Origin of the sequence: Acrocarpospora macrocephala (assembly GCF_009687865.1) — a bacterium.
Classification (GTDB): Bacteria; Actinomycetota; Actinomycetes; order Streptosporangiales; family Streptosporangiaceae; genus Acrocarpospora; species Acrocarpospora macrocephala.
Genome location: NZ_BLAE01000005.1, coordinates 231,833 through 257,463 on the forward strand (window position 1 = coordinate 231,833; position 25,631 = coordinate 257,463).

At 70.7% G+C, this 25,631-nt stretch carries 27 protein-coding genes; 2 read left to right on the plus strand and 25 right to left on the minus strand.

Translation table 11 applies throughout. The features are described from left to right. Positions 1-44: 44 nt before the first annotated feature. Genes Amac_RS04055 through Amac_RS04070 form a run of 4 tightly spaced genes read right to left on the minus strand, consistent with a single transcriptional unit; the run spans position 45 to position 3,910 of the window. The gene (locus Amac_RS04055) at positions 45-1,079 is read right to left on the minus strand and encodes a M24 family metallopeptidase (RefSeq protein WP_155352935.1); all 1,035 of its coding nucleotides are present in this window, start codon (positions 1,077-1,079) and stop codon (positions 45-47) included. Next, positions 1,076-1,867, minus strand: coding sequence for an SDR family NAD(P)-dependent oxidoreductase (locus tag Amac_RS04060; RefSeq protein ID WP_155352936.1), 792 nt, complete (start codon positions 1,865-1,867; stop codon positions 1,076-1,078). The genes Amac_RS04055 and Amac_RS04060 overlap by 4 nt, the downstream gene beginning before the upstream one ends. Before the next feature lie 11 nt (positions 1,868-1,878). Further along, positions 1,879-3,003 (minus strand): mandelate racemase/muconate lactonizing enzyme family protein, encoded by a 1,125-nt coding sequence (locus tag Amac_RS04065; protein ID WP_155352937.1) that lies wholly within the window; start codon positions 3,001-3,003, stop codon positions 1,879-1,881. A 1-nt stretch (position 3,004) separates the two neighbouring features. Further along, positions 3,005-3,910 (minus strand): dihydrodipicolinate synthase family protein, encoded by a 906-nt coding sequence (locus Amac_RS04070; protein WP_155352938.1) that lies wholly within the window; start codon positions 3,908-3,910, stop codon positions 3,005-3,007. A gap of 129 nt (positions 3,911-4,039) precedes the next feature. Here Amac_RS04070 and Amac_RS04075 point away from each other — a divergent pair, with 129 nt between their 5' ends. Next, the gene (locus Amac_RS04075; protein ID WP_155352939.1) at positions 4,040-4,750 is read left to right on the plus strand and encodes a GntR family transcriptional regulator; all 711 of its coding nucleotides are present in this window, start codon (positions 4,040-4,042) and stop codon (positions 4,748-4,750) included. A gap of 96 nt (positions 4,751-4,846) precedes the next feature. On the opposite strand, the gene Amac_RS04080 is transcribed toward Amac_RS04075, so the two are convergent. The 6 genes from Amac_RS04080 to Amac_RS04105 form a co-directional block, all read right to left on the minus strand. Then, positions 4,847-5,773 carry a hypothetical protein gene (locus Amac_RS04080; protein WP_155352940.1) on the minus strand — a complete coding sequence of 309 codons (927 nt, stop codon included), beginning with the start codon at positions 5,771-5,773 and terminating at the stop codon, positions 4,847-4,849. Between the two features lie 21 nt (positions 5,774-5,794). Then, positions 5,795-6,559 (minus strand): amino acid ABC transporter ATP-binding protein, encoded by a 765-nt coding sequence (locus Amac_RS04085; protein WP_155352941.1) that lies wholly within the window; start codon positions 6,557-6,559, stop codon positions 5,795-5,797. Continuing rightward, positions 6,556-7,515 (minus strand): amino acid ABC transporter permease, encoded by a 960-nt coding sequence (locus tag Amac_RS04090; RefSeq protein WP_155352942.1) that lies wholly within the window; start codon positions 7,513-7,515, stop codon positions 6,556-6,558. Before Amac_RS04090 ends, Amac_RS04085 begins: the two co-directional genes overlap by 4 nt. Before the next feature lie 50 nt (positions 7,516-7,565). Next, positions 7,566-8,471 (minus strand): transporter substrate-binding domain-containing protein, encoded by a 906-nt coding sequence (locus Amac_RS04095; RefSeq protein ID WP_155352943.1) that lies wholly within the window; start codon positions 8,469-8,471, stop codon positions 7,566-7,568. 88 nt (positions 8,472-8,559) lie between these two features. Continuing rightward, a complete protein-coding gene (locus Amac_RS04100) occupies positions 8,560-9,957 on the minus strand; it encodes a flavin monoamine oxidase family protein (RefSeq protein WP_170322307.1) in 1,398 nt (465 codons plus the stop codon). A gap of 16 nt (positions 9,958-9,973) precedes the next feature. Next, positions 9,974-11,095 carry a mandelate racemase/muconate lactonizing enzyme family protein gene (locus Amac_RS04105; protein WP_155352945.1) on the minus strand — a complete coding sequence of 374 codons (1,122 nt, stop codon included), beginning with the start codon at positions 11,093-11,095 and terminating at the stop codon, positions 9,974-9,976. Between the two features lie 62 nt (positions 11,096-11,157). On the opposite strand from Amac_RS04105, the gene Amac_RS04110 reads away from it, so the two are divergent. Then, complete coding sequence (locus Amac_RS04110) at positions 11,158-11,925, plus strand: SDR family NAD(P)-dependent oxidoreductase (RefSeq protein ID WP_155352946.1); 768 nt, start codon at positions 11,158-11,160, stop codon at positions 11,923-11,925. Positions 11,926-11,939: 14 nt separating this feature from the next. Here Amac_RS04110 and Amac_RS04115 read toward each other — a convergent pair whose 3' ends face one another. The 15 genes from Amac_RS04115 to Amac_RS04180 form a co-directional block, all read right to left on the minus strand. Continuing rightward, positions 11,940-12,410, minus strand: a complete 471-nt coding sequence (locus Amac_RS04115; RefSeq protein ID WP_170322308.1) for a MarR family winged helix-turn-helix transcriptional regulator — start codon at positions 12,408-12,410, stop codon at positions 11,940-11,942. 58 nt (positions 12,411-12,468) lie between these two features. Next, a complete protein-coding gene (locus Amac_RS04120) occupies positions 12,469-13,326 on the minus strand; it encodes an ABC transporter substrate-binding protein (RefSeq protein WP_170322309.1) in 858 nt (285 codons plus the stop codon). Continuing rightward, entirely contained in the window at positions 13,323-14,348 is a 1,026-nt protein-coding gene (locus Amac_RS04125; RefSeq protein ID WP_155352949.1) for an ABC transporter substrate-binding protein, read from the minus strand. The genes Amac_RS04120 and Amac_RS04125 overlap by 4 nt, the downstream gene beginning before the upstream one ends. Then, a complete protein-coding gene (locus tag Amac_RS04130; protein WP_281356244.1) occupies positions 14,345-15,130 on the minus strand; it encodes an amino acid ABC transporter ATP-binding protein in 786 nt (261 codons plus the stop codon). Before Amac_RS04130 ends, Amac_RS04125 begins: the two co-directional genes overlap by 4 nt. Then, entirely contained in the window at positions 15,127-16,056 is a 930-nt protein-coding gene (locus tag Amac_RS04135; protein WP_155352950.1) for an amino acid ABC transporter permease, read from the minus strand. Before Amac_RS04135 ends, Amac_RS04130 begins: the two co-directional genes overlap by 4 nt. Next, positions 16,053-16,436, minus strand: a complete 384-nt coding sequence (locus Amac_RS04140) for a PaaI family thioesterase (RefSeq protein WP_246268068.1) — start codon at positions 16,434-16,436, stop codon at positions 16,053-16,055. Before Amac_RS04140 ends, Amac_RS04135 begins: the two co-directional genes overlap by 4 nt. Positions 16,437-16,438: 2 nt before the next feature. Beyond that, on the minus strand, positions 16,439-17,548 hold the full coding sequence (locus Amac_RS04145; protein ID WP_155352952.1) for an aminotransferase class V-fold PLP-dependent enzyme: 1,110 nt from the start codon (positions 17,546-17,548) through the stop codon (positions 16,439-16,441). Then, positions 17,541-18,284, minus strand: coding sequence for an enoyl-CoA hydratase/isomerase family protein (locus Amac_RS04150; protein ID WP_155352953.1), 744 nt, complete (start codon positions 18,282-18,284; stop codon positions 17,541-17,543). The genes Amac_RS04145 and Amac_RS04150 overlap by 8 nt, the downstream gene beginning before the upstream one ends. Continuing rightward, positions 18,281-19,420, minus strand: coding sequence for a CaiB/BaiF CoA transferase family protein (locus Amac_RS04155; protein ID WP_170322310.1), 1,140 nt, complete (start codon positions 19,418-19,420; stop codon positions 18,281-18,283). Before Amac_RS04155 ends, Amac_RS04150 begins: the two co-directional genes overlap by 4 nt. After that, positions 19,417-20,406, minus strand: a complete 990-nt coding sequence (locus Amac_RS04160; RefSeq protein ID WP_155352955.1) for a transporter substrate-binding domain-containing protein — start codon at positions 20,404-20,406, stop codon at positions 19,417-19,419. The genes Amac_RS04155 and Amac_RS04160 overlap by 4 nt, the downstream gene beginning before the upstream one ends. Before the next feature lie 313 nt (positions 20,407-20,719). Beyond that, positions 20,720-20,848 (minus strand): neutral zinc metallopeptidase, encoded by a 129-nt coding sequence (locus Amac_RS54685; RefSeq protein WP_218040868.1) that lies wholly within the window; start codon positions 20,846-20,848, stop codon positions 20,720-20,722. Between the two features lie 76 nt (positions 20,849-20,924). Beyond that, a complete protein-coding gene (locus tag Amac_RS04165; protein ID WP_155352956.1) occupies positions 20,925-21,875 on the minus strand; it encodes a hypothetical protein in 951 nt (316 codons plus the stop codon). Positions 21,876-22,026: 151 nt separating this feature from the next. After that, a complete protein-coding gene (locus Amac_RS04170) occupies positions 22,027-23,208 on the minus strand; it encodes a M20 metallopeptidase family protein (protein WP_246268069.1) in 1,182 nt (393 codons plus the stop codon). Beyond that, positions 23,205-24,338 (minus strand): amidohydrolase family protein, encoded by a 1,134-nt coding sequence (locus Amac_RS04175; protein WP_155352957.1) that lies wholly within the window; start codon positions 24,336-24,338, stop codon positions 23,205-23,207. The genes Amac_RS04170 and Amac_RS04175 overlap by 4 nt, the downstream gene beginning before the upstream one ends. Further along, positions 24,328-25,617 (minus strand): type I glutamate--ammonia ligase, encoded by a 1,290-nt coding sequence (locus tag Amac_RS04180; protein ID WP_155352958.1) that lies wholly within the window; start codon positions 25,615-25,617, stop codon positions 24,328-24,330. Before Amac_RS04180 ends, Amac_RS04175 begins: the two co-directional genes overlap by 11 nt. Positions 25,618-25,631: the final 14 nt, after the last annotated feature.

The window sequence follows — 25,631 nt, forward strand, 5'->3', positions numbered from 1 at the left end:
CGCCGGTGCCCGGCCCGATTTCCTCGGGCCGGGCACCGCCCCCCTCACGGCTCAAGGCTGAGACTGTGCGAGGTCAGCAGGCTGGCCCCGCCCTCCTCGATCAGCATCAGGTGCTCGACCCTGACCCCGTAGCCGTCAAGGTACGCACCAGGCTCCAAGGCGAGGACCGCGCCCGCTTGAAGCACGACCTTCGACGCCGGGTCGAACAGCGGAAAGTCCTGTTGCTTGTAGCCGATGCCGTGGCCGGTCATATGGGGATATTCATATCCTCCCTCGGCCATCACCCCCCGTACGGCGCGATCGACATCACCCACGACGGCTCCTGGCCGCAGCATCGAGATGCCGTGATCCAGGGCCCGCATCGCGTGATCGTGCAGACGCCGCACCTCGCGAGGCACAGGTCCGAGGACGGTCGTCGAGCACGAGTCGCCCCAGATCCCGTCCAGCAGCGGCGCGAAGTCGAAGATGACCGTCTCGCCGGGCCGCACGCGGCGTCCGGTGGGAGGAAGGCCGACCTGCTCGCAACGATCGCCGAACATCAGATCGACGATCGCGGCGGCGGGGGCCGTATGAGCGGTCAGCTCCGCGTTGACGGCGTCGAACAGCTCCAGCTCGGAGATCCCGGACCGGATGTGGCGGCGGAGCGCGTCCTGCCCCCGGCTCGCGTACCGGGCGGCGGCGCGGATCCGCTCCAGGTCAGCCGGCCCATGGGTGAGCCGGCGCCCCGCCAGAAAGGCGGCGACGTCGACGAGGGGGTGCCCGCGCAGCACGGGTTCCAGGGCCGCGGGCAGCGCCGTGGTTTCGACGGCGATCACGCGGCCGGCGCGAAGACCGGCCTCGTCGAGTAGCTCCTGAGCGAGAGCCCGGGTGCCCGGACGGATCAGCCGCACGGTCTCGTCGTCGGCGAGGGCGACCGTGCCGGCCTCCACGTCCCGACCGCCGATCCAGCGCACGCTGGCGTGATCGGTGGCGATGAGGACGTGCGCGCCCACCTCCCGGAGATGTTCGCGCACGTCTTCATGCCGCCCGGCGAGCACGCGCTCCCATTCGTCCCGCGGCGCGGGCGAGCCGGCGATCATACGGTCAGGACCCCCGCGGCGAGCACGCCGCCGTCGCAGGTCAGGTTGGCGCCGGTGATGTAGCCGGCCTCGGGTCCGAGCAGCCACAGCGCGGCGCGCGCGGGCTCCTCGGGGTCGGCCAGGCGGCCGAAGGGCACCTCCTCGTTGATCTTCACCCGGGTGCTCGCCAGGTCCTCCGGCGCGACGTTGGCCCACATCAGCTCGGTCTCGGTCGCGCCCGGGGTCACCGCGTTGACGCGGATGCCCGCGCCCGCGTACTCGACGGAGAGCGCCCGGACGAGGGAGCTGACGCCCCCCTTGGAGGCCGCGTACGCCGCCGCGCCACCCACGCGCGGGGCGACGAAGCTCCACGGCGACGAGATGCAGACGATCGCGCCGGGGTGGCCAGACTCGCGGAAGGATCGGATGGCCGCACGGCAGGTCAGGAACGTGCCGGTGAGGTTGGTCTCGACCACCTTGTGCCAGGTCTCCATCGACAGCTCGTGGCTGGGGGCCCCGGTGTCGATGCCGGCACTGCAGATCGCACCGGTGACCGGGCCGAGCGCGGCCGACGCGCGGGCGAAGGCCGCCTCGACGTCGCCTTCGACGCGCACGTCGCACTCGGCGAAGAGCAGGTCGCCCGCCTCCTCGGCGGCCGACCACTCGCCGGTCGGCGCGCTCGGCGGGGCGAGCCCGAGTGCCGCCACTCGCGCGCCGCCGCGCAGCGCGAGAATGGCGGCGGCCTGACCGATTCCGCTACTGGCACCGGTGATGACGACGACGCTCCGCCGGTTGGAATCGGCTGGCATGCTCGGCCCTTTCACAGATCGTCGACGCTCTTGCAGTCGTATTCGGCCAGGGTGGCCCGCTTCATGGCGTCCCAGTCGATCTCCAGGCCGATGCCGTGGCCGTCGGGGGCGCGCACCTCGCCGTTCTCGTCGCAGCGGATCGGGTTCACGATCCCGTACTCGTAGGCGTCGTACGGGATGGGAAGCTCGAAGTAGCTGCTGACGGGCGACGCCAGGCCCACATGGATGGCGGCCCCCTGGATCAGGGAGTAGCCCCAGCTCTGCTGCTCGGCGGGCAGGCCGAGCGCCTCGGCGATGGCCACCATCTTGCGGGCCTGGGTGATGCCCCCGCTCATCGAGGCGTCGAAGCGCACCGCGTCCCAGGGGAAGCGCGAGACGTGGTGGTAGATCTCCTGCAGGTCCATCAGCCACAGGCCGTGCGGGACGATCGGGATCTTGATGCGCTCGCGCAGCCGGAAGTAGCTGGCCAGGTCGTAGTCGCGGAAGGGCGCCTCGAACCACCGGAAGCCCATCTCCTCCAGGGCCCGCCCGACCTTGACCGCGCCGTTGAAGTCGTAGCGGTTCTCCGCGTCGTGCATGAAGGTGACGGTGTCGCCGAATTTCTTGTGCACCGTCGTGAGCATTTCAAGATCTTTTTCGGGAACGTTCCAGGCGTGGAATTTGATCGCCGTGAAGCCGTCGGCGATCATCTCCTCGACGTGGTCGAGGTAGTCGGCCGTGGTCTCCAGCTCCGCGGTCGAGGCATACGCGGGGATCGAGTCCCGCGAGCCGCCGAGCATCTTGTACAGCGGGAGGCGGGCCTTCTTGGCGGCCAGGTCCCACAGGGCGATGTCGATGGCCGCGATGGCGCCGGGCGCCGTCGGCGTGATGTACGTGTGCAGGTCGCGCCAGCGCGCCTCGATGTTGGACGGGTCCTTGCCGATGATGTACTGGCCGAGCGTGCGGATCGACTCGAAGGTGGCGAAGTCGTACTCCCCCGAGCCGTAGCTCTGCGTGCAGCCGACGCCCACGCCACCGTCGGAGTCGAAGACCTGGACGATCGTCATCAGCATGAACTGCGGGGGCATGCTCGCCCATGTCGTACGCGGGATGTCGGGGCCGACCCCGATCACGTGGACCCGCTCGATGGTCGCCATGTCAGCCCTTGACCGCTACGCCGGAGGACCGCAGCACGTCGGCGAGGCGCGCCTTGAAGTCCGCGGGGGCGGGCAGCAGCGGGAGCCGGGGGTTGCCGACCGGCAGGCCCACGACCTCGCAGCCGGCCTTGACCGCGCTCTGGTAGCCCAGCTCCCCCACGGTCGTCATGATCGGCCACAGCCGCTTCCACACCGCCTGGGCCGCCGGGAGGTCCTGCTTCTTGATGATCGCGTCGTACAGCTCGACCGCGAGGCCGGGGAAGAAATTGGCGGCGCCCCAGACCGAGGCCCGCGCGCCCGAGGTCAGCCCGAAGAAGGTGAGCTTGTCCTCGCCGTTGAACACCTTGAGCTTGTCGGGCATCTCCTGGAACAGCTCGCCCAGCTGTACGGCGTTGGCGCTACTGTCCTTGGTGAACTTGATGTTCTCGATGGCGGCGAGCTCTTCGAACTGCTCGCGGGTCAGCGGCAGGCCGGTGGCCGCGGGCATGTGGTAGTACATGATCGGAATGTTGATGGCGTCGGAGAGTGCCCGGAAGTGCGCCAGCACCTCCGGCCAGGTCACCGGCTCGTAGTACGGCGGGATGACCATCACGGCCGCGGCGCCGTTCCGCTCGGCGTGCCGGCTCAGGTCGATCGTCTCCTTGGTGGTCAGGGCACCGGTATGCGGAACAACCGGCACCGCGCCGTCGACGGCCGCGGAGACGACTTCGGTGACGTGCTTGCGCTCATCGGTGGTCATGTTCATGAACTCACCGGTGCTGCCGCAGGGGATCACACCGCCGACGCCGGCGTCGAGCTGGAACTCGACAACCTGCCTGAGCACGGCATCGTCGACGGATTCTCCATCCGCGGTGAAGGGGGTCACGAGCGCGGGGAAGATGCCTTCGAAGATCGGATCGCTGGACACGAGGGCTCCAGGTGTTAGAAGGGCACGTAGTCGATGATAGGATTATAGACAATCGATGATTAGTCAACCCTAGGCGAGCCAGTGATGATCAGCCACCATTGGACGAAGAATCGGAAACGGAAGGTTTAAATGGCGACCGAGATCAGTCGGCCAGCGGGCGAGGCGTTGCGCCCGGCTTCGCGTAGAGCGCATATCCCGGTCGCCTCGCGGCCGCAGCAGATCGTCGACCTGCTGCGTGAAGAGATCGTCTCCGGGACCTTGAAAGCAGGTCAGCAGCTCAAGCAGGACGAGCTTCGCGAAGACTTCGGTGTCAGTCCCGGACCGGTCCGGGAAGCGCTGCGCGTCCTGGAGAACGAGGGCTTGGTGGAGCACTTCCCGAACAGGGGCGTGTTCGTCGCCGACATCTCCGCGACCGACCTGATCGGGGTGCTGATCCCGGTTCGCCTGGCGATCGAGATGTTCGCGGTGACCGCCGCCGCGCCGGCGCTGCGCGCCGGTGGCATCGCCGACCTGGAGAACCTGATCGAGCAGATGCGCGTCGCCGCGGAACGCAACGACCGCTTGACGATCAACGAGCTGGACGTGCGCTTCCACGAGACCATCGTCCGTGCGTCCGCGTCGAGCCACGCGTTGCAGTTGTGGCGTAGTGTCCAGCCGCGCATAAGGGCACAGATCTACGCCCTCGCGCCGCGCCATCACGCGGCCGATGACATCGTCGCCGAACACCAGCAGATCGTCGACGCGATTCGCGACGGCGACGACGAGAAGCTGAAGGCCGTCATCACCGAGCACGTCCAGATCACTCCCCTGCGCCTGCTCGGGGCAGGGGACGCCGGCTGATTCCCACGCCCGCTTAAGCAAAGCCGGTCGGCCCGCCGCGCGACCGCCCGGCCCACGGCAGGCCGCGGGCCGGGCGACTCCCAGGACGGCGCGGTGTCATGCCGGTACGGGCACGCCGTCTCGCTTGCCGTCGACCGCTGAGGGCGCCGCGTCGGGCCTGCCGCGCCACAGGTGTTCGAGCCCGGCCCGAGCCCGGGCGACCCGCGCTTTCGCCGAGGATGCGACCACGGCGGCCAGGTGTTCACCGGCGGGGTAGAAGGCCGGGGCGTTACGCAGGCCGAACTTCAGGTGGACGGGGGCGCCGATCCGGACGATCTCGGGGAGATCGTGGTAGCGCATGAAACCACCGAGGCCGTCCTGACCCTCGATGTACATGTCGAGCGCACCCCGCGTGAGCTGCCGGTACGCGGCCAGATCGCCGAGGGTGGTGTCACTGGCGATGTTCAGCGAATGCGCCCCCGCCTGCTCCAGCGCGCGGGCGCCGAGCGGGTTGGCGATGCCCATCAGCGCCGACGCCTTGACGATCAGGTCGCTCGGCAGGTCGCCGGCGGCCTGCGCCTGACCGATGAGGGCGATGAGTCCCTCGTCGGCGACCAGGAGGCTGCGCAGCCCGGAATCGACGGCGCGCTCAACGTCTTCCCAGGCGGCGCGCAGCGCGGCGACACCGATATGGCGGGCGCCGAAAATGCCGCCGTCCGCGGTCAGCGCCGACGCGGCGTTGCCGTCCCACGCGGCGCGCGGGCCGATGAACAGGCAGACCTCGACGTTGTGGTCGGCGCCGATGGCCACGTACTCGCGCAGCGTGTCGTCGGTGAGAACGGTGATGCCGCTGCCTTGCGAGATCCGGTGCAGCGGCACGCCCTGCCGCTCGCACTCCTGGATGACGATGCGGAACGCCTCGGTGCTTTCCACGCTCGGGATCTCGATTCGGTACTCACCGCCGTCGTCGAAACGGATCGGGGAGTCGGGCAGACGCCTGCTCGCGAGAGCGAGCTCGTCGAGCACGGAGGGGTAGGAGAACATCGGAGTCCCTTTCAGTGCGAGCTAGAGGACCTTGCCGAGGAAGTCGCGGACGCGCGCGTTCGCGGCGCCCCTGAAGACGTCCTCGACCGTGCCGTCCTCGACGATCCTGCCGGCGTCCATGAAGACGGCGCGGGCCGCGACCTCACGCGCGAATCCGATCTCGTGCGTGACGACGATCATCGTCATGCCCAGGTCGCTGAGCCTGCGCATCGTCTCCAGGACCTCGCTGACGAGTTCGGGATCGAGCGCGGAGGTCGGCTCGTCGAACAGCATCACCTTGGGCCGCATCGCCAGGGCGCGGGCGATCGCGACGCGCTGCTGCTGGCCGCCCGACAGTTGCTCGGGCATCGCGTGCGCCTTGTGGGCCATGCCCACGGTCTCCAGCAGTTCCTCGGCGCGGGACCTGGCCTGCTTGCGGTCCAGGCCGAGCACGCCGACCGGCGCCTCCATGACGTTCTGCAGCACGCTCATGTGGGTGAACAGGTTGAAGGACTGGAACACCATGCCCACCTCGCGGCGCTGGCGGGCGATCTCACGCTTGGGCAGTTCGACCAGGTGATCACCGCGGTGCTCGTATCCCAGCAGTTCGCCGTCGATGAAGACCGCGCCGGACGTCGGTTTCTCCAGGTGGTTCAGGCAGCGCAGGAAGCTGGTCTTGCCCGCGCCGGACGGGCCCATGACGCAGACGGTCTGGCCACGCTGCACCTGCAGGGTGACGCCGTCGAGGACCAGATCGTCGCCGTATCTCTTGCTGAGATTGACGGCTTCGAGTACGACGTCGTTCATGCCGGCTTCCCTCCCGCGACCACGCGCGCGGCGTTGCCGAGCTTGCGCGACCGGCCGCGTAGGCGACGTTCCAGCAAGGACTGCACCGCCGACAGGACGGTGACCAGCACGATGTACCACAAGGTCACGACCACCAGGAGGGGGACGACCTCGTAGGTCAGCTGGTAGATGGACTGCGCGGTGTACATCAGGTCGAACACCGCGATGAACGCGACAAGCGAGGTTCCCTTCAGCATGTTGATCGTGTCGTTGCCCAGCGGCGGGATCGCGATCCTGAGCGCCTGCGGCAGCACCACCCGCCGGTAGATCCTGGCCCTGGTCATCCCCAGCGCGGTGCCGGCCTCCCATTGCCCCGTGGACACCGCGGTGATGGACGAGCGCAGGATCTCGGCCGAGTACGCCGCCTCATTGAGCGCGAAGGCGAGGACCGCCGCCATGAAGGGCGAGATCAGCGTGTGGGTCTCGCCGGAGATGAGGGTGGGGCCGCCCGGGATGCCGATGGTCAGGGTGGGATAGAACAGCGACAGGTTGAAGGTGATGATGAGCAGCACCAGGACGGGTGTCGAGCGGAAGAACCAGACGAACAGCAGCGCCGCCTGACGCAGGGCCCAATTGCCCGACAATCGCATCAGCGCGACGATGACCGCCAGCACGAGGCCCACCGCCATCGAGGCCGCCGTCAAGCCGATCGTCACCCAGACCCCGTTGAGGATCCGGATGTCGAGCATGTAGCGGCCGACGATGTCCCACTGCAACGCCTCGTTGGAGACGACGCTCCACACGGCCAGGGCGAGGACCGCGAGCACCGCGACGGCGATGATCTCGCGCCGGTGGCCGCCACGTTGCCTGATCGGCAACCCGGCGAGTTCAACCATGCGCCCGTGCCTGGCTGGTTCGCTGGTCGGACTGGGCACCGGGTCGTCCTCGGCCAAGGCGCTGGGATCACTCGGGCGCATGGTTGAACCTTCCTTATGGGGGATCGATGGCAGCGTCAGCGGATCAGGGGTTATTCGGCCGACGGAGGGGTGGGGTTGACCTGCGCAGAGTCCGCAATATTCTCACTTAGACCGTGTTTGGTGAGAATAGCCTCATATGTCCGGTCTTTCATCAATGCGTCGATCCCCTGCTGGACCACGGTGATGAGCTTGGAACCCTTGGGGAAGGAGTAACCGGCGTACACCGACAGGATTGACGGGCCGGTCAGTTTCCACTCCTTGCCAAGCTGCTGCTTCTCCTGGCTCAGGAAGTAGCTCAACGTGGAGGTGGGGGCGACCGCGGCCTCCGCCCGCCCGCTGGCCACCGTCAGGTACCCCTCCGGCAGGGAGGGGAGCTGGACCAGCTTGATCGCCTGCTTCCCGGCGGCCGTACAGGCGTCGGACTTGCCCTGCAGGTACTCGGTCGCCTGATCGCCGGTCTGGGAGGCGATCGTCCGGCCGCACAGGTCGTCGATCGTGGAGCCGAAGTCCGCCGTGGACTTCAGGGTGATGAAGTTGTACCCGTCGTTGAACTGCGACAGCTGGTCGTAGATCTTCATCCGCTCGGTGGTGATGTTGGTCTGCGTGATGAAGTCGTACTTCTTCTGGTTGAGCCCGAGCAGCATGTTCTCGAAGGACACCTGCTCGATCTTGATGGGGATGCCCAGTTGCTTGGACAGCGCCGCGAGAAGTTCGGGGTCCTCACCCTGCGCGGTGCCGTCGGTGCCCTTGAAGGACAGGGGCGGCGCGTTGACCTGCACGGCGACCGTGATGCCGTCCCGGAACTCTTCGGGCACGCTCTGGTAGAGGGGAGCGGTGGTGTCTCCTCCGGAGGCCGCGGAGGTTTCGGAGGCGGTGCCGGACGCTCCGCAGCCGGTGACGGCCAAGGCCAGCAGCGCGGCCGACGCCGCGAGGGAGAAGTAGGGCTTTTGGTTCATGTGCTCTCCATATGAGGGGTGGCCCCCGAATGTGGTTGGTCGCGCGACGCGGAGGTCACGCAGCCGGCCTGGACATCGGCCGGCTCGCCTACTGGCCTCCTCTCCCGCTGGCGACCTCGGCGGATCGCAGATTTTCCGAGACCCGCAGGACCGCCCGGAGGGAGGACCGGGCGGCCTGCTCCATTCCGCTGAGCGGGTCGAAATAGTCGCCCGCGAGCGCGATGCGGCCGTGGTCGAAGCCACGCTCGAGGGCCGGCTGGAACGCGGCGCGGCCTGGCGCGGCGTAGATCGTCCCCAGGGGCCAGCGCTGCACCACCGTCTCGGTGATCTTGCCGCGGAGCTGCGGCACCAGTTCGAGCACCGAGCGCAGGAAGGTGCGCTCGATCACCTCGTCGCTCTCGGCCATCAGCTCGGCGGCGCGCGGGCCGCCGCGGTAGCACATCAGGCTGCCACCGCTCTTGCGCTCCCCTTCACGGGTCACCTGGGCGTGGTTGAACAGGAAGTCGATCTCATGGCCGGGTGTCGTCACCGCGTAGACGTCGTCGATCGGCAGCGGCCCGGACTCTGAGGTGAAGATCGCCATGCTGAGGAACGCTCCATGGGTGACGTGGCGCAGCGCCTCGTCCAGGGGCGGCGGGACGTCGTCGATGATGTCCCGCGCGATGTGGGCGGGCGTCGCGACGATGACCGACTGGGCGGTAACGGTCTCGTCGAGGAACCGCACCTCGACGTGATCGCCCTGGTCCGTGACCCGCTCGACGGGGGCGCCGACCCGGATGTGGTCGCCGAGCCGGGCGTGTAGCGCGTGGACGACCTCCTCCGTCCCCCCGATCACGACCCGCGCGGTGGCGCCCGGGGCGTCCTTGGGCCCCATCACGTGCGCGCAGCACAGCAGCGCGGTGCCGCTGGAGACCTCGTAGGAGTCGGCGGCGGCGCGCCGGGCGATGCAGTCGAAGATCGATTCGACCCGGCCGCGGAGGGGGCCGAGGTATTCCTCGAACGTCTGGTCGTTGCGGAACTCGACGAGCCGGTGGCGCTGCTTCACCTCGTCCGCGGGGGTCTGCGGCTGATGATCCTCGATCCGGTTGACCTGCCTGACGCCGAGCGCGAGTTTGAGGCCCGCCTTGATCATGGAGGCGCGCTCGCGCAGGGTGAGCGGGAGGACGAAGGGCAGCATTTCCACCCGAGCAGGGTCGACGATCCTCGCACCCAACCCCATGCCCGTGACCGATCCCTTGACCTGGCGGACATCCAGGCCGAGCTCGATCGCCAGCTGGCCCATGTGGGTGTCGGTGTGCGGAAACACATGAGCTCCGACGTTGACCCAGTAGTCGCCGCGGCGTACGGACTTGATGCGCCCGCCGACTCGCTCGTCCGCCTCGAGGATCAAGATCTTGCGATCGCGCAGCCGCCAGGCCGAGAAGAGGCCGGCGATGCCGCCGCCCACGATGACGACGTCGTAGTCGGTCACAGGGGAGTTGCTCATGGTGTAGCGCCCGCTTTCAGATGGTGACGAGGTACTTCTCGATCGTGGCGTCATCCAGCTCCACGCCGAGTCCCGGCTCGGCCGGCACGTAGGCCGTGCCGCCCTCGATGCGCGGGGGGTTGCGCACGAGAGACTTGCTCAGGTCGGTTTCCTCGACGCAGTACTCGAGCATGAGCGCGTTGGGGATCGACGCCAGCAGGTGCAGCGACGCGGCGGTGTTGATGTCGGTGGTGAAGTTGTGGTTGCACACCGGCAGCCCGCGGTCGGCGGCGAGCCGGGCGATCCGCACCGCCTCGGTCAGCCCCGTCCGGGTGACGTCGATCTGGACGACGTCCACCCGGCCCTGGTCCATCAGGCGCAGGTAACCCTCGGCGGTGCACTCCTGCTCCCCCGCCGCGATCCGCATGTCCGTCGCGTCGCTCAGCAACGCGTAGCCGCGCAGATCTCCTGGCATCAACGGCTCCTCAAGCCAGAACGGCTGGTACTGCTCGAAACGGCGGGCCCGGCTCAGCGCGGTCTTGGCGTCCCAGGCCAGGCCGGCGTCGACCATGATGTCGGCCGTGCCGGCGCCCTTCCTGATCGCCGCGACCAGCGCCTCGTCCAGGTCAGGGTCGGGGCCCATGGGTTCCCAGCCGAACTTCATCGCGGTGTATCCGGCATCGGCGGCGGCGGCCGCCCGTTCCGCGTTCTCCTTCGGCGTGAAGGAGAACATGTGGCTGGCGTAGACCCGGTGCTCGGTGGAATAGCCGCCGCCGAGCAATTCGTAGACCGGCCGCTGAAGGATCTTGCCCTTCAGGTCCCACAGCGCGAGATCCACTCCGGCCATGGCGTGGATGACCGCTCCGCCCCGGCCATAGTAAATGGTGCCGCGGAGCATCTTGTCCCACAGCCTGCTGATCTCCAGCGGGTTCTCCCCCACCAGCAGGTGCCGCAAGCCGCTCACCATCTCGTGGGAGTACGGCGCCTCAATGATCGACTTGACCACCAGCGGGCTCGAATCGACCTCGCCGATTCCGGTGATACCCGCGTTGGTGGAAATGCGGACGAGAAGGGTGTCCTGCGAGCTGTCGGTCCGCTCCCGGATCGACGGCATCTTCAGGTAATGAGCCTCGACATCGATGATCTCAAAATCTGACATGGATAGTAGTCTGTAGATAATCGATAGATGGTGTCAAGAGATGCGATTGAAGGGCTACACAGATGAAACATTCCGCCCGAACAGCCCTCGTCACCGGCGCAAACGGCGGAGTCGGCGCCGCGATCGCCCGCGCGCTCGCCGCGTCAGGACATCGGGTGGCCGTGCACTACGGGCACTCGGAGCGGGCCGCCCATCAGCTCGCCGGCGAGCTCGCCGGCGACGGCCACGCGGTCGTGGCGGGCGACCTCCGGGAGCAGGGCGCGGCCACGAAGATCGTCGATGACGCGGTTTCCCGTCTTGGGCGCATCGACGTACTGGTGAACAACGCGGGGGTGACGAGACGCACGCTCATCACCGAGCCGAGCCTCGCGCAGTGGCGAGCGGACTGGGAGGACGTCTTCGCGGTGAACCTGTTCGCGGCCGCCGACCTGGCCTGGGAGGTCGCCCGGCACCTGCGCGAGCGACCGGAGACCGCCGCGGGCGGGCGGATCGTCAACGTCGGCTCCCGCGGGGCGTTCCGCGGGCAGGCGGACGCCATCGCCTACAGCGCGAGCAAGGCCGCGCTGCACGCGATGACGCACTCGCTCGCGATCGCGCTGGGCCCGTACGGCATAGCGGTCACCGCCGTCGCACCCGGCCTGGTGAAAACTCCGATGACAGCGTCGCTCATCGAGGACATGTCCGAGGAGGCGGTGAAAGCGGAGAGCCCGCTGGCCCGGCTGGCTGTCCCCGAAGACGTGGCCGCGGCGGTCGCCTGGCTCGCTTCTCCCGAGGCCGAGTGGGTCAGCGGGGCGGTCGTCGACGTCAACGGCGCCTCGTACACGCACTGACGCCGCGCCGCCGGTCAGGTGCCTGGCAGGCCGGCGTTGATCCGTTGCACGCAGGCCCGGATGACGGCCAGCAGGGAGTGGCGATCCGCCTGGGATACGCCCTCCAGCATGCGGTCCTCGATTTCGTCGGCGATGAGGTCGCACCTGGCCGTGACCTCGAGCCCTTTGGGGGTGAGCCGGGTCTCGAGCACGCGCTGGTTGTCGTTGGACGGGCTCCGGGAGATCAGGCCGGCGGTGATGAGCGAGGTGAGAACCTGGCTCATCGCCTGGGGTGTCACGTACGCCCGCCGGGCGAGCTGGGCGTTGCTGAGGCCGCTGCGCGCGCGGAGCACGGTCAGCGTGGCGTACTGGTGCGGGGAGAGCCCGAGCGGCCTGAGGCCCTGCTCGAGTTCCCGCTGGATGCCGCGATCGAGGCGGCCGATCGCGTACAGCAACCGCAGTTGCTGAGAGGAGACGACTTCGTCCGGCTCCCTCGCCGCAGGCATCGACACCATCGAAGGGTATAACGGCGGGACGCGGCGTCGCCCACGTCCCGCCGCCGTCTCATCGCGCCGCCGCCACCACGGCGATCGCCTTCGGGATGACGCCGAACCGGTGGAACAGGTCGGCCGCGAACTGCTGCTCGGCCAGGAATCGCCCGTCGACGGCGTGCACGCCCCAGTGCCGCGTGGCCAGCGCGGCACGCCACGTCTCCGCCGCGCCGCCGCGGCTGCTGCGCGAGAGCAGGGCGGCGACCTCGTCCAGGTGCGCCGCAGCCCATTCCTCAGTGGCGGCGACGGCGTCCACGAACGCGCGGGCCTCGGCGGGGTGCTCGCGCACCCAACTCCCCCGGCCGAAGAACACCGACCGGTTCTGCACGAGGTCCTGTGTCGGTGCGACGACGCGCACCTCGGCGAGCCGGCGCAGCCTGCTGTAGGCCGGGTCGACCACGAGCCAGCTGTCGGTGCCGGCGGCCAGGAAGTCCTCACCCTGGGCGGTCGCCTCGATGTCCACGATTGTCACGTCGTCCCAGGCCAGCCCGGCCCGGTCGACCGCGACGGCGAGGGCGTGCGTCTGCCAGGAGCCGACCGTGAAGGCGATGCTGCGGCCGCGCAGGTCGGCCAGGGTGCGGATGGGCGAGTCCGCCGGCACGACGATGCCACCGGGGTCCGGGTGCGGCTCGGACGCGGCGAGGTAGACGACGTCCAGGTCCTGCGCCTGGGCCACGATCGGTGGCGTGGACCCCGTCGCGCCCACGTCGATCACCCCGTCGACGAGCAGTCCGGTGGTACGGCGTCCGTCGTCGTAGCGGACGAACTGGACGTCTTGGGCTGCCCGCCGGAGCGGCTCCTGCAGGGCGTCGACGTGGCTCAGGATCCAGGTCGCCAGGTTGTTGGGGTGGGTGCCGATGATGATGCTCACGAGCTGACCTCCGTCGTCGTGTCCTGGGTGAGGTAGGCGTCCGATGCGGCGAGCGGCCCAGGGTCGATCCACTCGTCGATCGGGAAGTCGCGGGGAAGCACACCGTGGCGGAGCAGGAACCGTTTCTGGTCGTCGAGATGGCCGATCCAGTCCGGCCTGAGCTCGGGTTCGAGGCGGTGGTGCAGCGTGTCGCCGTACGCGCGGGCCACCCCGGCGCGGGTCGAGCCGGTCTCGGCCGCGACGATCCGCGCGGTGTCCTCCGGATGTCCGGCGGCCCACCGCGCCGCCTCCCGCAGCGCCGCGAGGTACCGGGCGACGATGTCGGGCCGCCGGGTCGCGAGGTCCTCGCTGACCGTCAGCGTCCGGGGCGTCCCGTTGTTGACCTGGAGCCGCGGGTCCGCCGTACGGGTGAGGTCGTGCACGCACAGCAGGTCGTCGCGGGCCAGCACGTCGGCCCCGGGTGCGCCTTTGACGTAGGCGGCGTCGCCGAGGCCCGCGCGCAGCGCCGCCACGGTGGCGCCGTAGAAGCCGTCGGCGCCTTTGTCCTCCGTCTGCGGCAGCGGGGCGGGGGCGTCGACGAGTTCCACGTCCGCCAGGGAGAGGCCGGCGTCGCGCAGGGCGGCGTCGAACCCGCGCAGGGCCATGGCCCGGAAGAAGTCCACGCGGTCGCCGCCGTGGGTGGGCAGGATGAGCCGCCGGCCCGCCAGGTCCCCCGGGCCGGTGATCCCGCTGCCCCGGCGGGTGACGATCGCCTGCAGCTCGGGGACCCAGGTCAGGCCGACCAGGCGGGTGCGCTCGCCGCGGGACCGCGCCCACAGCGCCGGCACGTTGCCGCCCTCGCGGAACAGGGCCGGAAGGCGGTGGTCGAAATGCGCCTCCGCGGCCCCGGCCAGGCGCAGCGGGGCCACGGCCAGCCCGGCGGCGGAGAGCGACGCCGCCAGCCGCCCGGTGTCGAGCGCGATCCCGGACGCCGTCGGCACGGGGCACCGCGTGTACCAGACAGTGCTCACTGCGTCGGTCATCTCGGCTCCTTTGTCGTGAGGCGGCCCAGGAAGGCGTGGGTACGCGCGTGGCGGGGCGCGGTCAGGACGGACTCCGGCGGGCCGAGTTCGAGGATGCGGCCCTCGTCGACGAACGCGACCCGGTCGGCGATGTCCCGGGCGAAGGCCAGCTCGTGGGTCACGATGAGCATCGTCATGCCACGACCCGCGAGGGTCTGGATGGTCTGCAGAACCTCGGCGACGAGTTCGGGATCCAGGGCGCTGGTCGGCTCGTCGAACAGCATGACCTTCGGCCGCATCGCCAGCGCCCGGGCGATCGCGACCCGTTGCTGCTGGCCGCCGGAGAGCTGGCGCGGATAGCTGTGCTCCCGGCCCGCGAGGCCGACCTGGGCCAGCAGCTCCCCCGCCCGCTCCGCCGCCTCGGCCCGGGACAGGCCGCGGACCGAGATCGGCGCTTCGACGATGTTCTCCAGGGCCGTGAGGTTCGGAAACAGGTTGAAGCTCTGGAACACCATGCCGACGTCGGCCCGCTGGCGGCGGATCCTGCCCTCGGGGAGGGCGCGCAGCCGGTGGCCGCCGGCGGGACGGTAGCCGATCAGCTCGCCGTCGATCTCGACGAATCCGGCGTCGGGCGCTTCGAGGTGGTTGACGCAGCGCAGCAGGGTGCTCTTGCCCGACCCTGAGGCGCCGATGAGGCAGATCACCTCGCCGCGCGCGACCTCCAGGTCGACTCCGCGCAGCACGGGCGTGCCGGCATAGCTTTTGTGCAGGTCGACCAGGCGGATCATGGGCTGCTCGCTCATCGGCTCCTCCATGCCGCCCGTATCCGATGCCACGGAGACGGCGGTGGCGGGCGCCGCGCGCCGCGGGCGAAATGGCGCTCGACGTAGTACTGCGCGGCCGAGAGCAACGAGGTGACGATGAGGTACCACGCCGTGGCCACGGCCAGCAGCGGCACAATCGCGTAGGTGCGGTTGTAGATGAACTGCACCGAGTAGAGGAGGTCGTTCACGGCGATCACACTCACCATCGAGGTGCCTTTGAGGGTGCCGATGAGCAGGTTGCCGGTCGCGGGCACGATGCTGCGCATGGCCTGGGGCAGCACGACCCGGCGGAAGATCCTTGACCGGCGCAGTCCGAGCGCGGTGCCGGCCTCGATCTGGCCTGGATCCACCGCGAGGATGCCGCCGCGGATGATCTCACCGGCGTGCGCCGCCTCGTGCAGCGTCAGCCCGAGCAGGGCCGCGGTCGTGGCGCTGATCAGGTCGTTGGAGCTGCCCGAGATGAGCGTCGGCCCACCGGGGATCCCCAGGGAGAGGGTGGGATAGAGGTAGCCGATGTTGAACCAGAACAGCAGCTGCACCAGGACGGGCACCGACCGGAAGAACCAGACGTAGGCCCAGCTGATCGCCCGCAGGACGGGATTGGCCGACAGGCGCATGGCGGCCACGGCGATGCCGGCGACGAATCCCAGCGTCGTGACGACCAGGGTGAGCCACACCGTCAGCCACAGCCCCTTCAGCACCGGCGTGGCCAGGAAGTATGCCGCGACGACATCCCACTCCATGGCGGGGTTGCGGGCCAGGGAGGAGGCGCCGGCCGCCACGATCGCCAGGGCGGCGGCGCCGGCCACCCATCGCCACGGGTGCCGGCGACCGGCCAGCGCGGGCGTGTCCGGCCGGGGCGGTCCGGGCTCGGTGCCGATCTCCGCCGGGTGCGGGGCGCTCATCGTGGTGTCTCATCGATGATGAGGCAGGTCACCCGGGCGGTGCACACTTGCTCGCCGGCGTCGTCGGTGATGACGACGTGGTAGCTCGCCACCCGCCGTCCCAGCCGGATGGCGGTGGCCACCGCCGTGACGCTCCCGTGGCGTACCGAACGGTGGTGGGTGGCGTTGAGCTCGAGGCCGACGGCGGTCGCGCCGAGTTCGGCGGCGTGCAGGTTCGCGGCGAGGGAGGCGATGCTCTCGGCCAGCATGCACGAGGCGCCACCGGCGAGCAGTCCCCTGGGCTGCCGGTTGCCGGATACGGGCATCCGGGCGGCGGCGCGCGACGGAGCCGCGGACAGCACCTCGATGCCGAGGCGGTCGCGCAGCAGTGTCTCTGACACGCTCACTGGGTGGTCACCGCCTTGTCCAGGGTCAGCCTCTCGATGGCCTCGACCGCGAAAGCGAGTTCGCTTCCGGTGGTGAACGGACCGCAGGACAGGCGTACGGCGTCGATCTCGGCGATGCCCCTGGCGGCGATCCGCTGGGCGCCCAGCGCCGTGGCGACGGCGAGCGGGTCGGCGCCGGCGAGCCGGAACGCGACGAGACCGGCGTGCGGCGCCGGCGTGAGCACCTGGATGCCCGGGATGCCGGCGAGCTGACGGCGGGCCAGCGCGGCGCCCCGCCACACCGCGTCGAGCAGGCGTTCGTGGCCATGCTCCTCGCGCCACCGTACGGCGGCGCGCAGGCCCGCCCAGAGCATCGCCGACTTCGCGCCGGATCCGAAGGCGGACGCGGGCCGGTGGTGCGCGCCGCGGGTGACCACCAGGGCGCCGGTGCCCTCGGGGCCCAGCAGCCACTTCTGCCCGGGGAAGGCGTAGAAGTCGGCGCCCAGCGCGTGGACGTCGACGTCGAGTGCGCCGACCGCCTGGGCGCCGTCGACGAGTACCCGCGCGCCGTGGCGTCGCGCCGCCGCCGCGATCCGCTCGATCGGGAGTACGGCTCCGGCGCCATAGGTGACGTGGGAGACGACGATCAGCCGGGCTCCTTCGGCTGCGGCGATCACGCTCGATCCGATCTCCTCGGGTGTGTGGCCGCTCGTACCGGCCAGGACGAGGCGCAGGTCGTGGCGGCGCACGGTGGCGCGCACGGCGGCCAGGACGTCCGGGTGTTCGAGGGAGGTCGTCAGGACACGGTCGCCAGGAGACCACGGGATCGACGCCAGGACCTGCTCGATGCCGTCGGTCGTGCCGCTGGTCAGGGCGATCTCGCCTTCGTCGGCGCGGACGAGGCCGGCCAGCAGGGCGCGGGCCTGCTCGAATCCTTCGGCGATCCGGGCGAATCGCCGGCCGGAGGCGCGTCCTCTCGCCAGGTCGGCGTCGAGCGCGGCGACCATCGCGTCGCGTACCTGGCGGGGCAGCGGGCCGGCGGTCCCGGTGTTCAGGTAGACCAGTCCGGTCAGCGCGGGAATGTCGGCGCGGACCGCGGCCACGTCGAGCCCGGTGCACTCAGCCATCGGAGCCGTCCGGGTGGTTCGCCGCGTGCAGGGCCTTGTCGGCGGCCTCGATCGCGTCCGCGAAGGTCGTCGGCGCCGTACGCAGCCTGCGCAGCCACGCGTGCGTGGCGGCGAGGGCGTGGGGCTCGTGCGCGGCGATCGCCCGGGCGATGGCGACGGCGGTCGCGCGCTCCTCGCCGGCGGGGACCAGGCGGGCGGCCAGACCGGCCGCGACGGCCTCGTCGGCCGACAGCCAGCGCGAGGTGAGCAGCAGGTCGGCGGCGAGTTGCGGCCCGACCCGCGAGTGCACCAGCCAGGCGCCCAGGATGCCGGGCAGTCCCGCGCTGAGCTCGGGCATGCCGAGGCGGGCCCCAGGTCCGACGACGAGGAGGTCGCAGTGCAGCGCGAGCTGCAGTGACGCTCCCGCGGCGATGCCGTGGACGGCGGCGATCGTCGGCAGCGCGTAGTCGCTCAGCGTCCGCTGCAGCCCGATCATGAGTTGCCGCTGCTCGTCACGTTCCGCTGGGGTTTGCTCGGCCAGTTCGCGCACGTCGATGCCGGCGCCGAAGGCCCGTTCGCCCGCGCCGGTGAGGACCACCGCGCGGGTGGTGGCGTCCCCGGCGAGCAGGGCCAGGGCGTCGGTGAGATCGCGGGCGAGCCTGCGGGAGATGGCGTTGAGCCGGGCGGGTCGCGTCATCTCCAGCACGACCACGCCGCCGTCCAGGGCTTCCGATCGCAGGACAGCGTCCGTACTCATGCCAGCTCCGCTGTCGTGTGCTCGCCGGTTCGCGGCACGCGGCGGCGGAGTGCCGTGTCGTCCCAGCCCGAGAACCGCAACGGCGACCGGACCACGCGGATGGGGCTGCCGTCGATGTCCTCGGCGTCCAGGATGGAGTCCCTCTTACCGTCCCCGACGACCTCGGCGTACGTCCGGATGCGGCCGGCGGTCAGTCCCGCCGAGGCGAACAGCCGCAGCCAGTGGTCGACCGGATGCTCGCGCAGGACCTCCTCGATCGCCGCGGTCAGCGCCTCCCGGTGCGTGACGCGGGCGTCCGCTGTGCCGAACCGCGGGTCGTCCCGCCATTGCGGGCGTCCCACCAGCTCACACAGCCGCGCCCAGTGCCGGGGCAGGTGGGCGGAGATGACGAGCGGGCCGTCCGCGGCCAGGAACACGTCGGCGGGCGCGGCGTACGGCGCGCGGTTGCCGGCCCGTTCCGGCTCCTTGCCGGACGACAGGTACTCGGCCAGCGGCTGGGCCTGCAGATGCAGCCCGACGTCGAGCATCGACACGGTCACCTCCTCGGGCGCGCCGCCGCGTTCGCGGCCGAGGAGGGCGCTGACCACACCGAGCGCCAGCACGTACGCCGACGCCGCGTCGATGATGGGCACGCCGACCTTCGTCGGGGGCCCGTCGGGCTCGCCGGTGACCGCCATGAGGCCGGACTCGGCCTGCAGCACGATGTCGACCCCGCCGCGGTCGCGGTCGGGCCCGGACTCGCCGAAAGCCGACAGCCGCGCCACCACCAGCCGGGGGTTGCGGGCGCGCAGCTCCCGTACGCCCAGTTCGAGCCGTTCCATCGTCCCGGGGCGGAACGAGGAGATCACCGCGTCCGCGCCCGCGCACAGGCGCAGGGCGTCCGAGCGGCCTCCGGGATCTTTCAGGTCCAGCGCGACCGAGCGTTTGTGCACGTTGTACGCGGCGAAGGACGGTGTGGTCAGGCCGTGCTCGACCCGGCGCGAGCGCGCGCCGCGCATCGGATCGCCGGTGACGTCCTCCACCTTGATCACGTCCGCGCCCAGCGCGGCGAGCAGATCGCCGGCGGACGGGCCGGCGATCAACCGGCTGAAGTCGACGATCACGCAGCCGGACAGCGGCCCCGCGGTGGCACTCAACCCGCGAACCCCGTTCCCTGGTCGCCGATGTTCACATCGGGGCCGAGCTTGTTGCCGGAGACGCCCCAGCGCTCGAACGCCTTGTCGTAGTAGCCGTCCGCTTGCAGCTTCTGGAGCGCGCCGAGGACCGCGTCGCGCAGGCCGTCCTGCCCCTTGGGCAGGGTCCAGCCGAGGACGAGCGTGCCGGCCTCGGGCAACTGGACGGCGTCGACGGGCTTGCCCTGGGACTGGTCCCACACCACGTTGAAGTCGCTGCCGACGTAGCTGTCGATCCGGCCCGAGATCAGCGCGAGCTGCATCGACGGGATGTCCTCGAAGCTCGACAGGACGGGGTTCTCCGTACCCGCCTGCTGGCAGACGCCCTGCAGGATCGCCAGCACCGAGAACGAGCCCTTCACCTCGCCGAACTTCTTGCCGCAGACGTCGGCGGCCGACTTGATGCCGGCCGGGTTGCCCTTCTTGACCATGAGGACGTTGCGGGACAGCAGCGTGTCGATGAAGTCGTACTTCGCCTCCCGCTCCTTGGTGTCGCCGTTGGTCGAGGTGGTCAGGTCGATCCGCTTGGAATCGAGGGCGAGCAGCTGGGCCGCCGTGCTCGGGTAGTTCTCCGACTCGAATTTCACGCCGAGCAGCTGCTCGACCGCGAGGATGAGGTCGGCGTTGAGCCCTTTCACCTCGTCGGTGCCCTCGCCGGGGAAGTTGATCGGCGGCAGGCCGACACTCGTGGCGGTCCGCACCAGACCGGAGTCGAGCACGCTCTTGGGGAGCTTGGCGCGCAGCTCGGGATCGGCCTCGTAGCCGGGCGCGAGCTGCGCCTGACCAGCCAGGTTCGCCGGCTGACCCGACGGGGTCGCCGCGTTCCCGGCGCCGGCATTCACCGAGGTCTCGGCCGACCCGCACGCGGTCAGACCGGCGAGTGCGACCGACACGAGCCCGAGGGCCAGACGACGACGCACACCCGGCGCCAAGGAGGTGGAGGAGTACATGGCAATCTTCTTCCAGTAAAACCAGTCGGCAATGTAGGGAATATGACCAATATAAAGGCCCTTGATATCCACAGCAAAGCCGTCTCACTATGTGGACCGTTCCACCTCAAGACGGCGCCGACCGGTGCCCTGTGGGACGCCTGCTCCCGGAGTTGACTGCAGCGGTGCCCGTTGCCTCACATCTTCTCGAAGGGGTCGACGGCTCAGGCGCTCACCTCTGCCAAGCGGCCATTCGCATGGCAGAGGCAAGCGGCGGGTACGTCCACATCTTCTGCTGGCTATCCGCCCCGTGATGGACCCGTTGGGCGTCGAGTCAGGCGACCAGCTTCCCGGCGACGGACCAGGTGTTGCATCGTGCGGGGGACGGCTTCGTGAATCCCCGGTTCACCCAGTACACGATGCTGCGGCCCGTACCGTGCCATCGCTCCTCCGTGGACCTCATGTCGTCTCCGGTACCGCGTATGGCGTCGAGGAATTTCCGCCAGTCCCGGCCGCCGGCCCAGGGAGAAGCCCGGTGATCAGGGCCACGGCGAGAACGAAGAGAAGCGGGGTGCGCATGAGGCGGGAAGGTAGCCTAGCCGTACCGTGCCCGCAAGATCCGCTTGGAGCGGGGCGGGTCCGGGAATCTGCTGCGGCCGGACGGCCTGGACGCCTACCGCAAGGCCAGACGTCACTTGTAGATGATCGGCTCGGTCGGTTCGCCGGGGAACACCATGATGAGCAGTCGCACCGCGCCGTCTGGGGGGTCGATGGCCTGGGTGACGAGGTCGCGGCCGCGCAGGTGGACGCGGACGCGGTAGGAGCCGGGGCCCTTGGCCGTGAGCCCCGGCCGGGCACAGGAACTGCGCCTCGGCCGTGGTCAGCCCGCGCTGCGGGGTGTGGCCGGAGCCGTCGCAGTCCAGCTCCCAGGAGGTGCCCACCTTGCTGGGCGCGGTGGACTGGGCGGTGATCACGGAGGTTCCCAGCAGCGTCAGGACGATGGCCACGCGGCGGCCGACCGGGCCGCGCTGTGCGTACGCGCGGCGCGGGGTTCTGGTGGCGAGGAGGATGAGGATCGGGGGAATCAGGTAATAGAGGTCGATTTTCAGGGCGAACGACAGCGGGTCCCAGAATTGCGCGCAATCCGGAGACGTCGCGTCGTAGGCGTACATCAGAGGGCCAGGGAGGCATCTCGCGATCAGCAGCGTGGCGGTGAAGCCGGCGATGGTCCGGCCCAGCCGGTCGCGTCCGCGCCGGACGCTCAGGTACCAGCCCGCGAAGCCCAGCAGGAGGAGCGGGGCGCCGCCGTACCAGAACAGGGGGGTGTCGAGGATCGTGTACATCGTGTACGCGTTCGCGAGGTAGAGCTCGAAGCCCGGGCAGATCCCGTACCCGGTCCAGCCGAAGGATTCTCCGCCGAAGCCGTCGGTCAGGAGCGAGCCGATCCACCAGTACAGGTCGGGCCCCAGCGAGACCAGCAGCGCTGTCACCCAGAGAACCCATGATCGTCGCGACACGACAACGAAGATTAGCCGGATATATCGCGACAAATAGGCGACATCGTGCGCCTACCGGTGGTGAGTACCCCCGGGTATGCGAGCCGCCGTCAAAATCGTGGGCACGGTCGCCGTCGCAGCCCGATCACTCGGCTTCGGCGGCGGCGAGGTAGCCGGCCAGCATGGCCAACGCCACGTCGGTCACGGCCTCGTCCGGGGGTAGGAAGTCGGCGCCGTGCAGGCGGGACCGCTCGCCGGTGTCCACGCCGACGAACATCATCAGGCCGGGTAGTGCCGTTGACAGGTAGGAGAAGTCGTCGGCGCCGAAGGAGAGCATCGGGCGGGACGGGGTCAGGCCCAGGCCGGCCAGTTCGGCGCCTGCTCGGGTGGCCAGCCGGGAGTCGTTGTGGAGGACGGGCTCGCCCCGGGTGATGGTCACCTCGGCGGTGCAGCCGTGGGCGCGGGCGAGCAGGTCGGCGACGTCGGCCAGCTGGGTGTGCACCTGCTCCCGGGTGGCCTCGTTCATCGCCCGTACGGTGCCGCCCGCCACCGCCTGGTCCGGCACCACGTTGGACGCGCTGCCCGCGCGCAGCGTGGAGACGCCCAGCACGGCCGAGCTGATCGGGTCCACGTTCCGGCTGACGATGTGCTGGAGCCCGATGATGACGTGCGCGAGCGCGAGCACGGGATCGCTGGTCAGATGCGGGTAGGCGGCGTGGCCGCCGTGGCCGCGGACGGTGAGGATGAACTCGTCGGCGGCGGCGTTCACGGTGCCGGGGGTGGCGGCCACCTCGCCCCTCGGGAGGGTGGGCTGGACGTGCGCGCCGATGATCGAGGTCAGCTGGTGCGCGCGCAGCAGCGGCGAGGCGGCGATGTCGCGGGCGCCGGAGGGGTAGGTCTCCTCTCGCGGCTGGAGCACCGCCACCAGCGGTTGCGCGCCCGGAGTGGCGGCGACCGCCCGGCACAGGGCGACCAGTGCGGCCAGGTGGACGTCGTGACCGCAGGCGTGCATGCACCCCACCCGGGTGGACGCCCACGGGACGCCGGTCCGCTCGGTCACGGCCAGCGCGTCCAGCTCGGCGCGTACGCCGACGGCCGGGCCTGGACCGCCGATCCGGACCAGCGCGCCGGTCCCCGCCACCAGGTCGGCCGGATGGCCGGCGAGTTCGGCCAGGACCAGGTCCCGGGTCGGGCCCTCGGCGCCCGAGGGGTCGGGCGCGGCGTGCAGGCGGCGGCGCAGCTCGACCGCCGCGGGCAGCTCGTCGTGCAACGCGCCTTTCAGGCGGTCGGCGAGGCCGGTGACGAGGGTGGGAATCGACTCGGTCACGGGGTGGGCTCCAGGCCGTAGACGCGCAGCGCGTTGGTGACTCCGATCATGGTGGCGACCCGGATCGCGTCCGGTTCTGTCCACTCGCCGGCGTCCACCCAGCCCCGCAGCGCCCGGCCCAGACCGCGCCGGAACAGGTGCGCGCCGAGGTGGTGCAGCTCGGCGGGCCCCCATGCGTCGGACGAGAAGAGGATCTTCGCGAAGGGGGCCAGCTCCAGGGACTCGGCGATCACGGCGTCGGAACGGCTGCCGGTGTAGTTCACGCCGAGCCCGACGTCGAAGTAGACGTGCGGGAACACCTGGGCGAGGTAGCCCGCGTTGCGCTGGTAGGGGTAGCAGTGCAGAAGCAGGACGTCCACGCCGTACGGCTCCACCAGCTTCAGCCAGCGGGTCAGCAGCAGCGGATCGCACAGGTGCAGCTCCACGTCCGGGTCGCCGTAGCCCGTGTGCAGCTGGATCGGGAGACCCTGGGCCACCCCGGTCCACAGGCCGAAGCGGAGCAGGACGGGGTCCTCCACCCGCGGTGCGCCGTCGGCGAGCCAGCGCCCGGCGGCGGCCACCACCTCACGCTCGGCCGGCGGCTCGGGGGCGAAGGCGAAACCGTGCCGGTAGGCGACGATGCTCTTCAGCCCGACCGCGTCCGCGCACCGGACGGCCAGCTCCGCGCGGAACCGATGCGGCAGCTCGGCGGCGCTCACCCCGGTGGCGGCGACCTCCTCCAGGACGCGCTCGATCCGGACGACCTCGGCGGCCGGACGGCCCGAAGAGGCGGCCATGCCCGCCACGCCCAGGACCTCCTCGCCCCGATAACCGGTCTCGACCAGGAACCGCCCGATGCCGCTCGCCGCCAGCAGCCGCCGGTTGACCTCGGCCGCGCCCAGCTCGGCGCGCCGGGCCAGGTAGTCGCCGGGCGAGGCGTGCGCGGGCAGCCCGAGGACGGGGGCGCACCAGCGGCGGATCGCGAAGCCGAGCTGGGAGTCGAACTGCGTCATGAACGCCGGAATCGGCCGGTCGGACTCGGTGATCAGCGTCTCGAAGGCGGTCCGGTCCAGCGGGACGGTGGACGCGCCGTGCACGTGGTGGTCGACCAGCGGCAGGGCGGCCAGGACCGCTTCCAGGTCAGTAGGCATCGACGACCTTACGGCAGAGTTCGGCGACGGACAGGCCGGCCACTTCGGCCAGCTCGGCCCGGCGTACGGCGAGGAAGGCGTCCAGCAGCGTGGGCGGCAGCCAGCCGCGGGCGACCGGGTCGCGCTCCAGCGCGGCCAGCGCCGTCGGCAGCGCGTCGGGCAGGGCGGGTTCGCCCGCCAGGTCGGCCTCGGTGGCGCTCTCCGGCCAGACATGGGCGCGTTCGCCGCCGGCAAGACCGGCCAGCCCGGCGCGGACCAGCGTACCGAGCACCAGCCAGGGGTTGGCGGTGGCGTCGGCCGCGCGGTACTCCAGGTGCAGCTGGGCGGCCGGGTCGGCGCCGCCGATCTCCACCGTGGGCGCGATCCGGAGCAGCGCCTCCCGGTTGCGCTCGGCCAGGAAGACGCCGCCCGCGCTCCACCGGTGCGGGGTGAGCCGCAGGGAGGACACGGGGTTGGGCGCGGTGACCGCCACCACGGCGGCGGCGTGGCGCAGGATCCCGGCCGCGAACCGCGCCGCGAGGTCGGACAGGCGGCCGGGCGCCCCGGCGTCGTACATGACCGGGCCGCCGCCGACGGCGTGCAGCGAGAAGTGCACGTGGACGCCGTTGCCGACGTCCTCGGGATCGGCGATGGGGGCGAAGGTGGCGCGCCTCCCCCGCCGCCGGGCGAGGTCGCGCACCAGTTCGCGGAGCAGGACCGCGCGGTCGGCGGCGACCAGGCCCGGGGCCGGGCGGAGGGTGATCTCGAACTGGCCGGAGCCGTACTCGGGCAGCCAGCACTCCGGTTCCAGGCCCGCGTGCTCCAGCAGGGTGACCAGGTCGGTGCCGAACGGCTCGGCCGTCCGCAGCCGCTGGAACGAGAACGGGGCCTCGCCGTCCGGCCCGTCGAGCATGAACTCGTGCTCGAAGGCCGCGCGCAGCTCCAGTCCCGCGCTCTCCCGCAGCTCCCGCAGGGCCGCCGCCAGGAACGTGCGCGGGCAGCCCTCCCATGGCACGCCGTCCAGGCCGGTCTGGTCCGCCAGGTAGAGCCGGACGCCGGGCGTCTCGCCGTCGGCGGGCACCTCGATCGCGCTGGCCGGGTCGGGCAGCAGCCGCAGGTCACCGGTGGAGCCGAACGGGCTGCCCCCGGCGAGGTGCCCGAAGCCGGTCAGCGCCAGGTTGGCGGGCACCCAGCCCACCCCCGTCGCCAGGGTCCGCTCCAGCCGTGCCGCCGGGATCGCCCGGCCGCGTACCTGGGCCGCGAGGTCACAGGTCGCCACGAAGACGGTCCCGGTCATCATTCGGCTTTCCTCCC

Excerpts from the sequence above, each read along its gene's own strand:
- Amac_RS04130 (WP_281356244.1), bottom strand. The coding sequence starts at position 15,130 with ATGAGCGAGCAGCCCATGATCCGCCTGGTCGACCTGCACAAAAGCTAT.
- Amac_RS04065 (WP_155352937.1), bottom strand. The coding sequence starts at position 3,003 with ATGGCGACCATCGAGCGGGTCCACGTGATCGGGGTCGGCCCCGACATC.
- Amac_RS04055 (WP_155352935.1), bottom strand. The coding sequence starts at position 1,079 with ATGATCGCCGGCTCGCCCGCGCCGCGGGACGAATGGGAGCGCGTGCTC.
- Amac_RS04135 (WP_155352950.1), bottom strand. The coding sequence starts at position 16,056 with ATGAGCGCCCCGCACCCGGCGGAGATCGGCACCGAGCCCGGACCGCCC.
- Amac_RS04110 (WP_155352946.1), top strand. The coding sequence starts at position 11,158 with ATGAAACATTCCGCCCGAACAGCCCTCGTCACCGGCGCAAACGGCGGA.
- Amac_RS04100 (WP_170322307.1), bottom strand. The coding sequence starts at position 9,957 with ATGAGCAACTCCCCTGTGACCGACTACGACGTCGTCATCGTGGGCGGC.
- Amac_RS04080 (WP_155352940.1), bottom strand. The coding sequence starts at position 5,773 with ATGTTCTCCTACCCCTCCGTGCTCGACGAGCTCGCTCTCGCGAGCAGG.
- Amac_RS04075 (WP_155352939.1), top strand. The coding sequence starts at position 4,040 with ATGGCGACCGAGATCAGTCGGCCAGCGGGCGAGGCGTTGCGCCCGGCT.
- Amac_RS54685 (WP_218040868.1), bottom strand. The coding sequence starts at position 20,848 with ATGAGGTCCACGGAGGAGCGATGGCACGGTACGGGCCGCAGCATCGTG.
- Amac_RS04180 (WP_155352958.1), bottom strand. The coding sequence starts at position 25,617 with ATGATGACCGGGACCGTCTTCGTGGCGACCTGTGACCTCGCGGCCCAG.
- Amac_RS04060 (WP_155352936.1), bottom strand. The coding sequence starts at position 1,867 with ATGCCAGCCGATTCCAACCGGCGGAGCGTCGTCGTCATCACCGGTGCC.
- Amac_RS04090 (WP_155352942.1), bottom strand. The coding sequence starts at position 7,515 with ATGCGCCCGAGTGATCCCAGCGCCTTGGCCGAGGACGACCCGGTGCCC.
- Amac_RS04105 (WP_155352945.1), bottom strand. The coding sequence starts at position 11,095 with ATGTCAGATTTTGAGATCATCGATGTCGAGGCTCATTACCTGAAGATG.
- Amac_RS04150 (WP_155352953.1), bottom strand. The coding sequence starts at position 18,284 with ATGAGTACGGACGCTGTCCTGCGATCGGAAGCCCTGGACGGCGGCGTG.
- Amac_RS04085 (WP_155352941.1), bottom strand. The coding sequence starts at position 6,559 with ATGAACGACGTCGTACTCGAAGCCGTCAATCTCAGCAAGAGATACGGC.
- Amac_RS04160 (WP_155352955.1), bottom strand. The coding sequence starts at position 20,406 with ATGTACTCCTCCACCTCCTTGGCGCCGGGTGTGCGTCGTCGTCTGGCC.
- Amac_RS04095 (WP_155352943.1), bottom strand. The coding sequence starts at position 8,471 with ATGAACCAAAAGCCCTACTTCTCCCTCGCGGCGTCGGCCGCGCTGCTG.
- Amac_RS04125 (WP_155352949.1), bottom strand. The coding sequence starts at position 14,348 with ATGACCGACGCAGTGAGCACTGTCTGGTACACGCGGTGCCCCGTGCCG.
- Amac_RS04145 (WP_155352952.1), bottom strand. The coding sequence starts at position 17,548 with ATGGCTGAGTGCACCGGGCTCGACGTGGCCGCGGTCCGCGCCGACATT.
- Amac_RS04175 (WP_155352957.1), bottom strand. The coding sequence starts at position 24,338 with ATGCCTACTGACCTGGAAGCGGTCCTGGCCGCCCTGCCGCTGGTCGAC.
- Amac_RS04115 (WP_170322308.1), bottom strand. The coding sequence starts at position 12,410 with ATGCCTGCGGCGAGGGAGCCGGACGAAGTCGTCTCCTCTCAGCAACTG.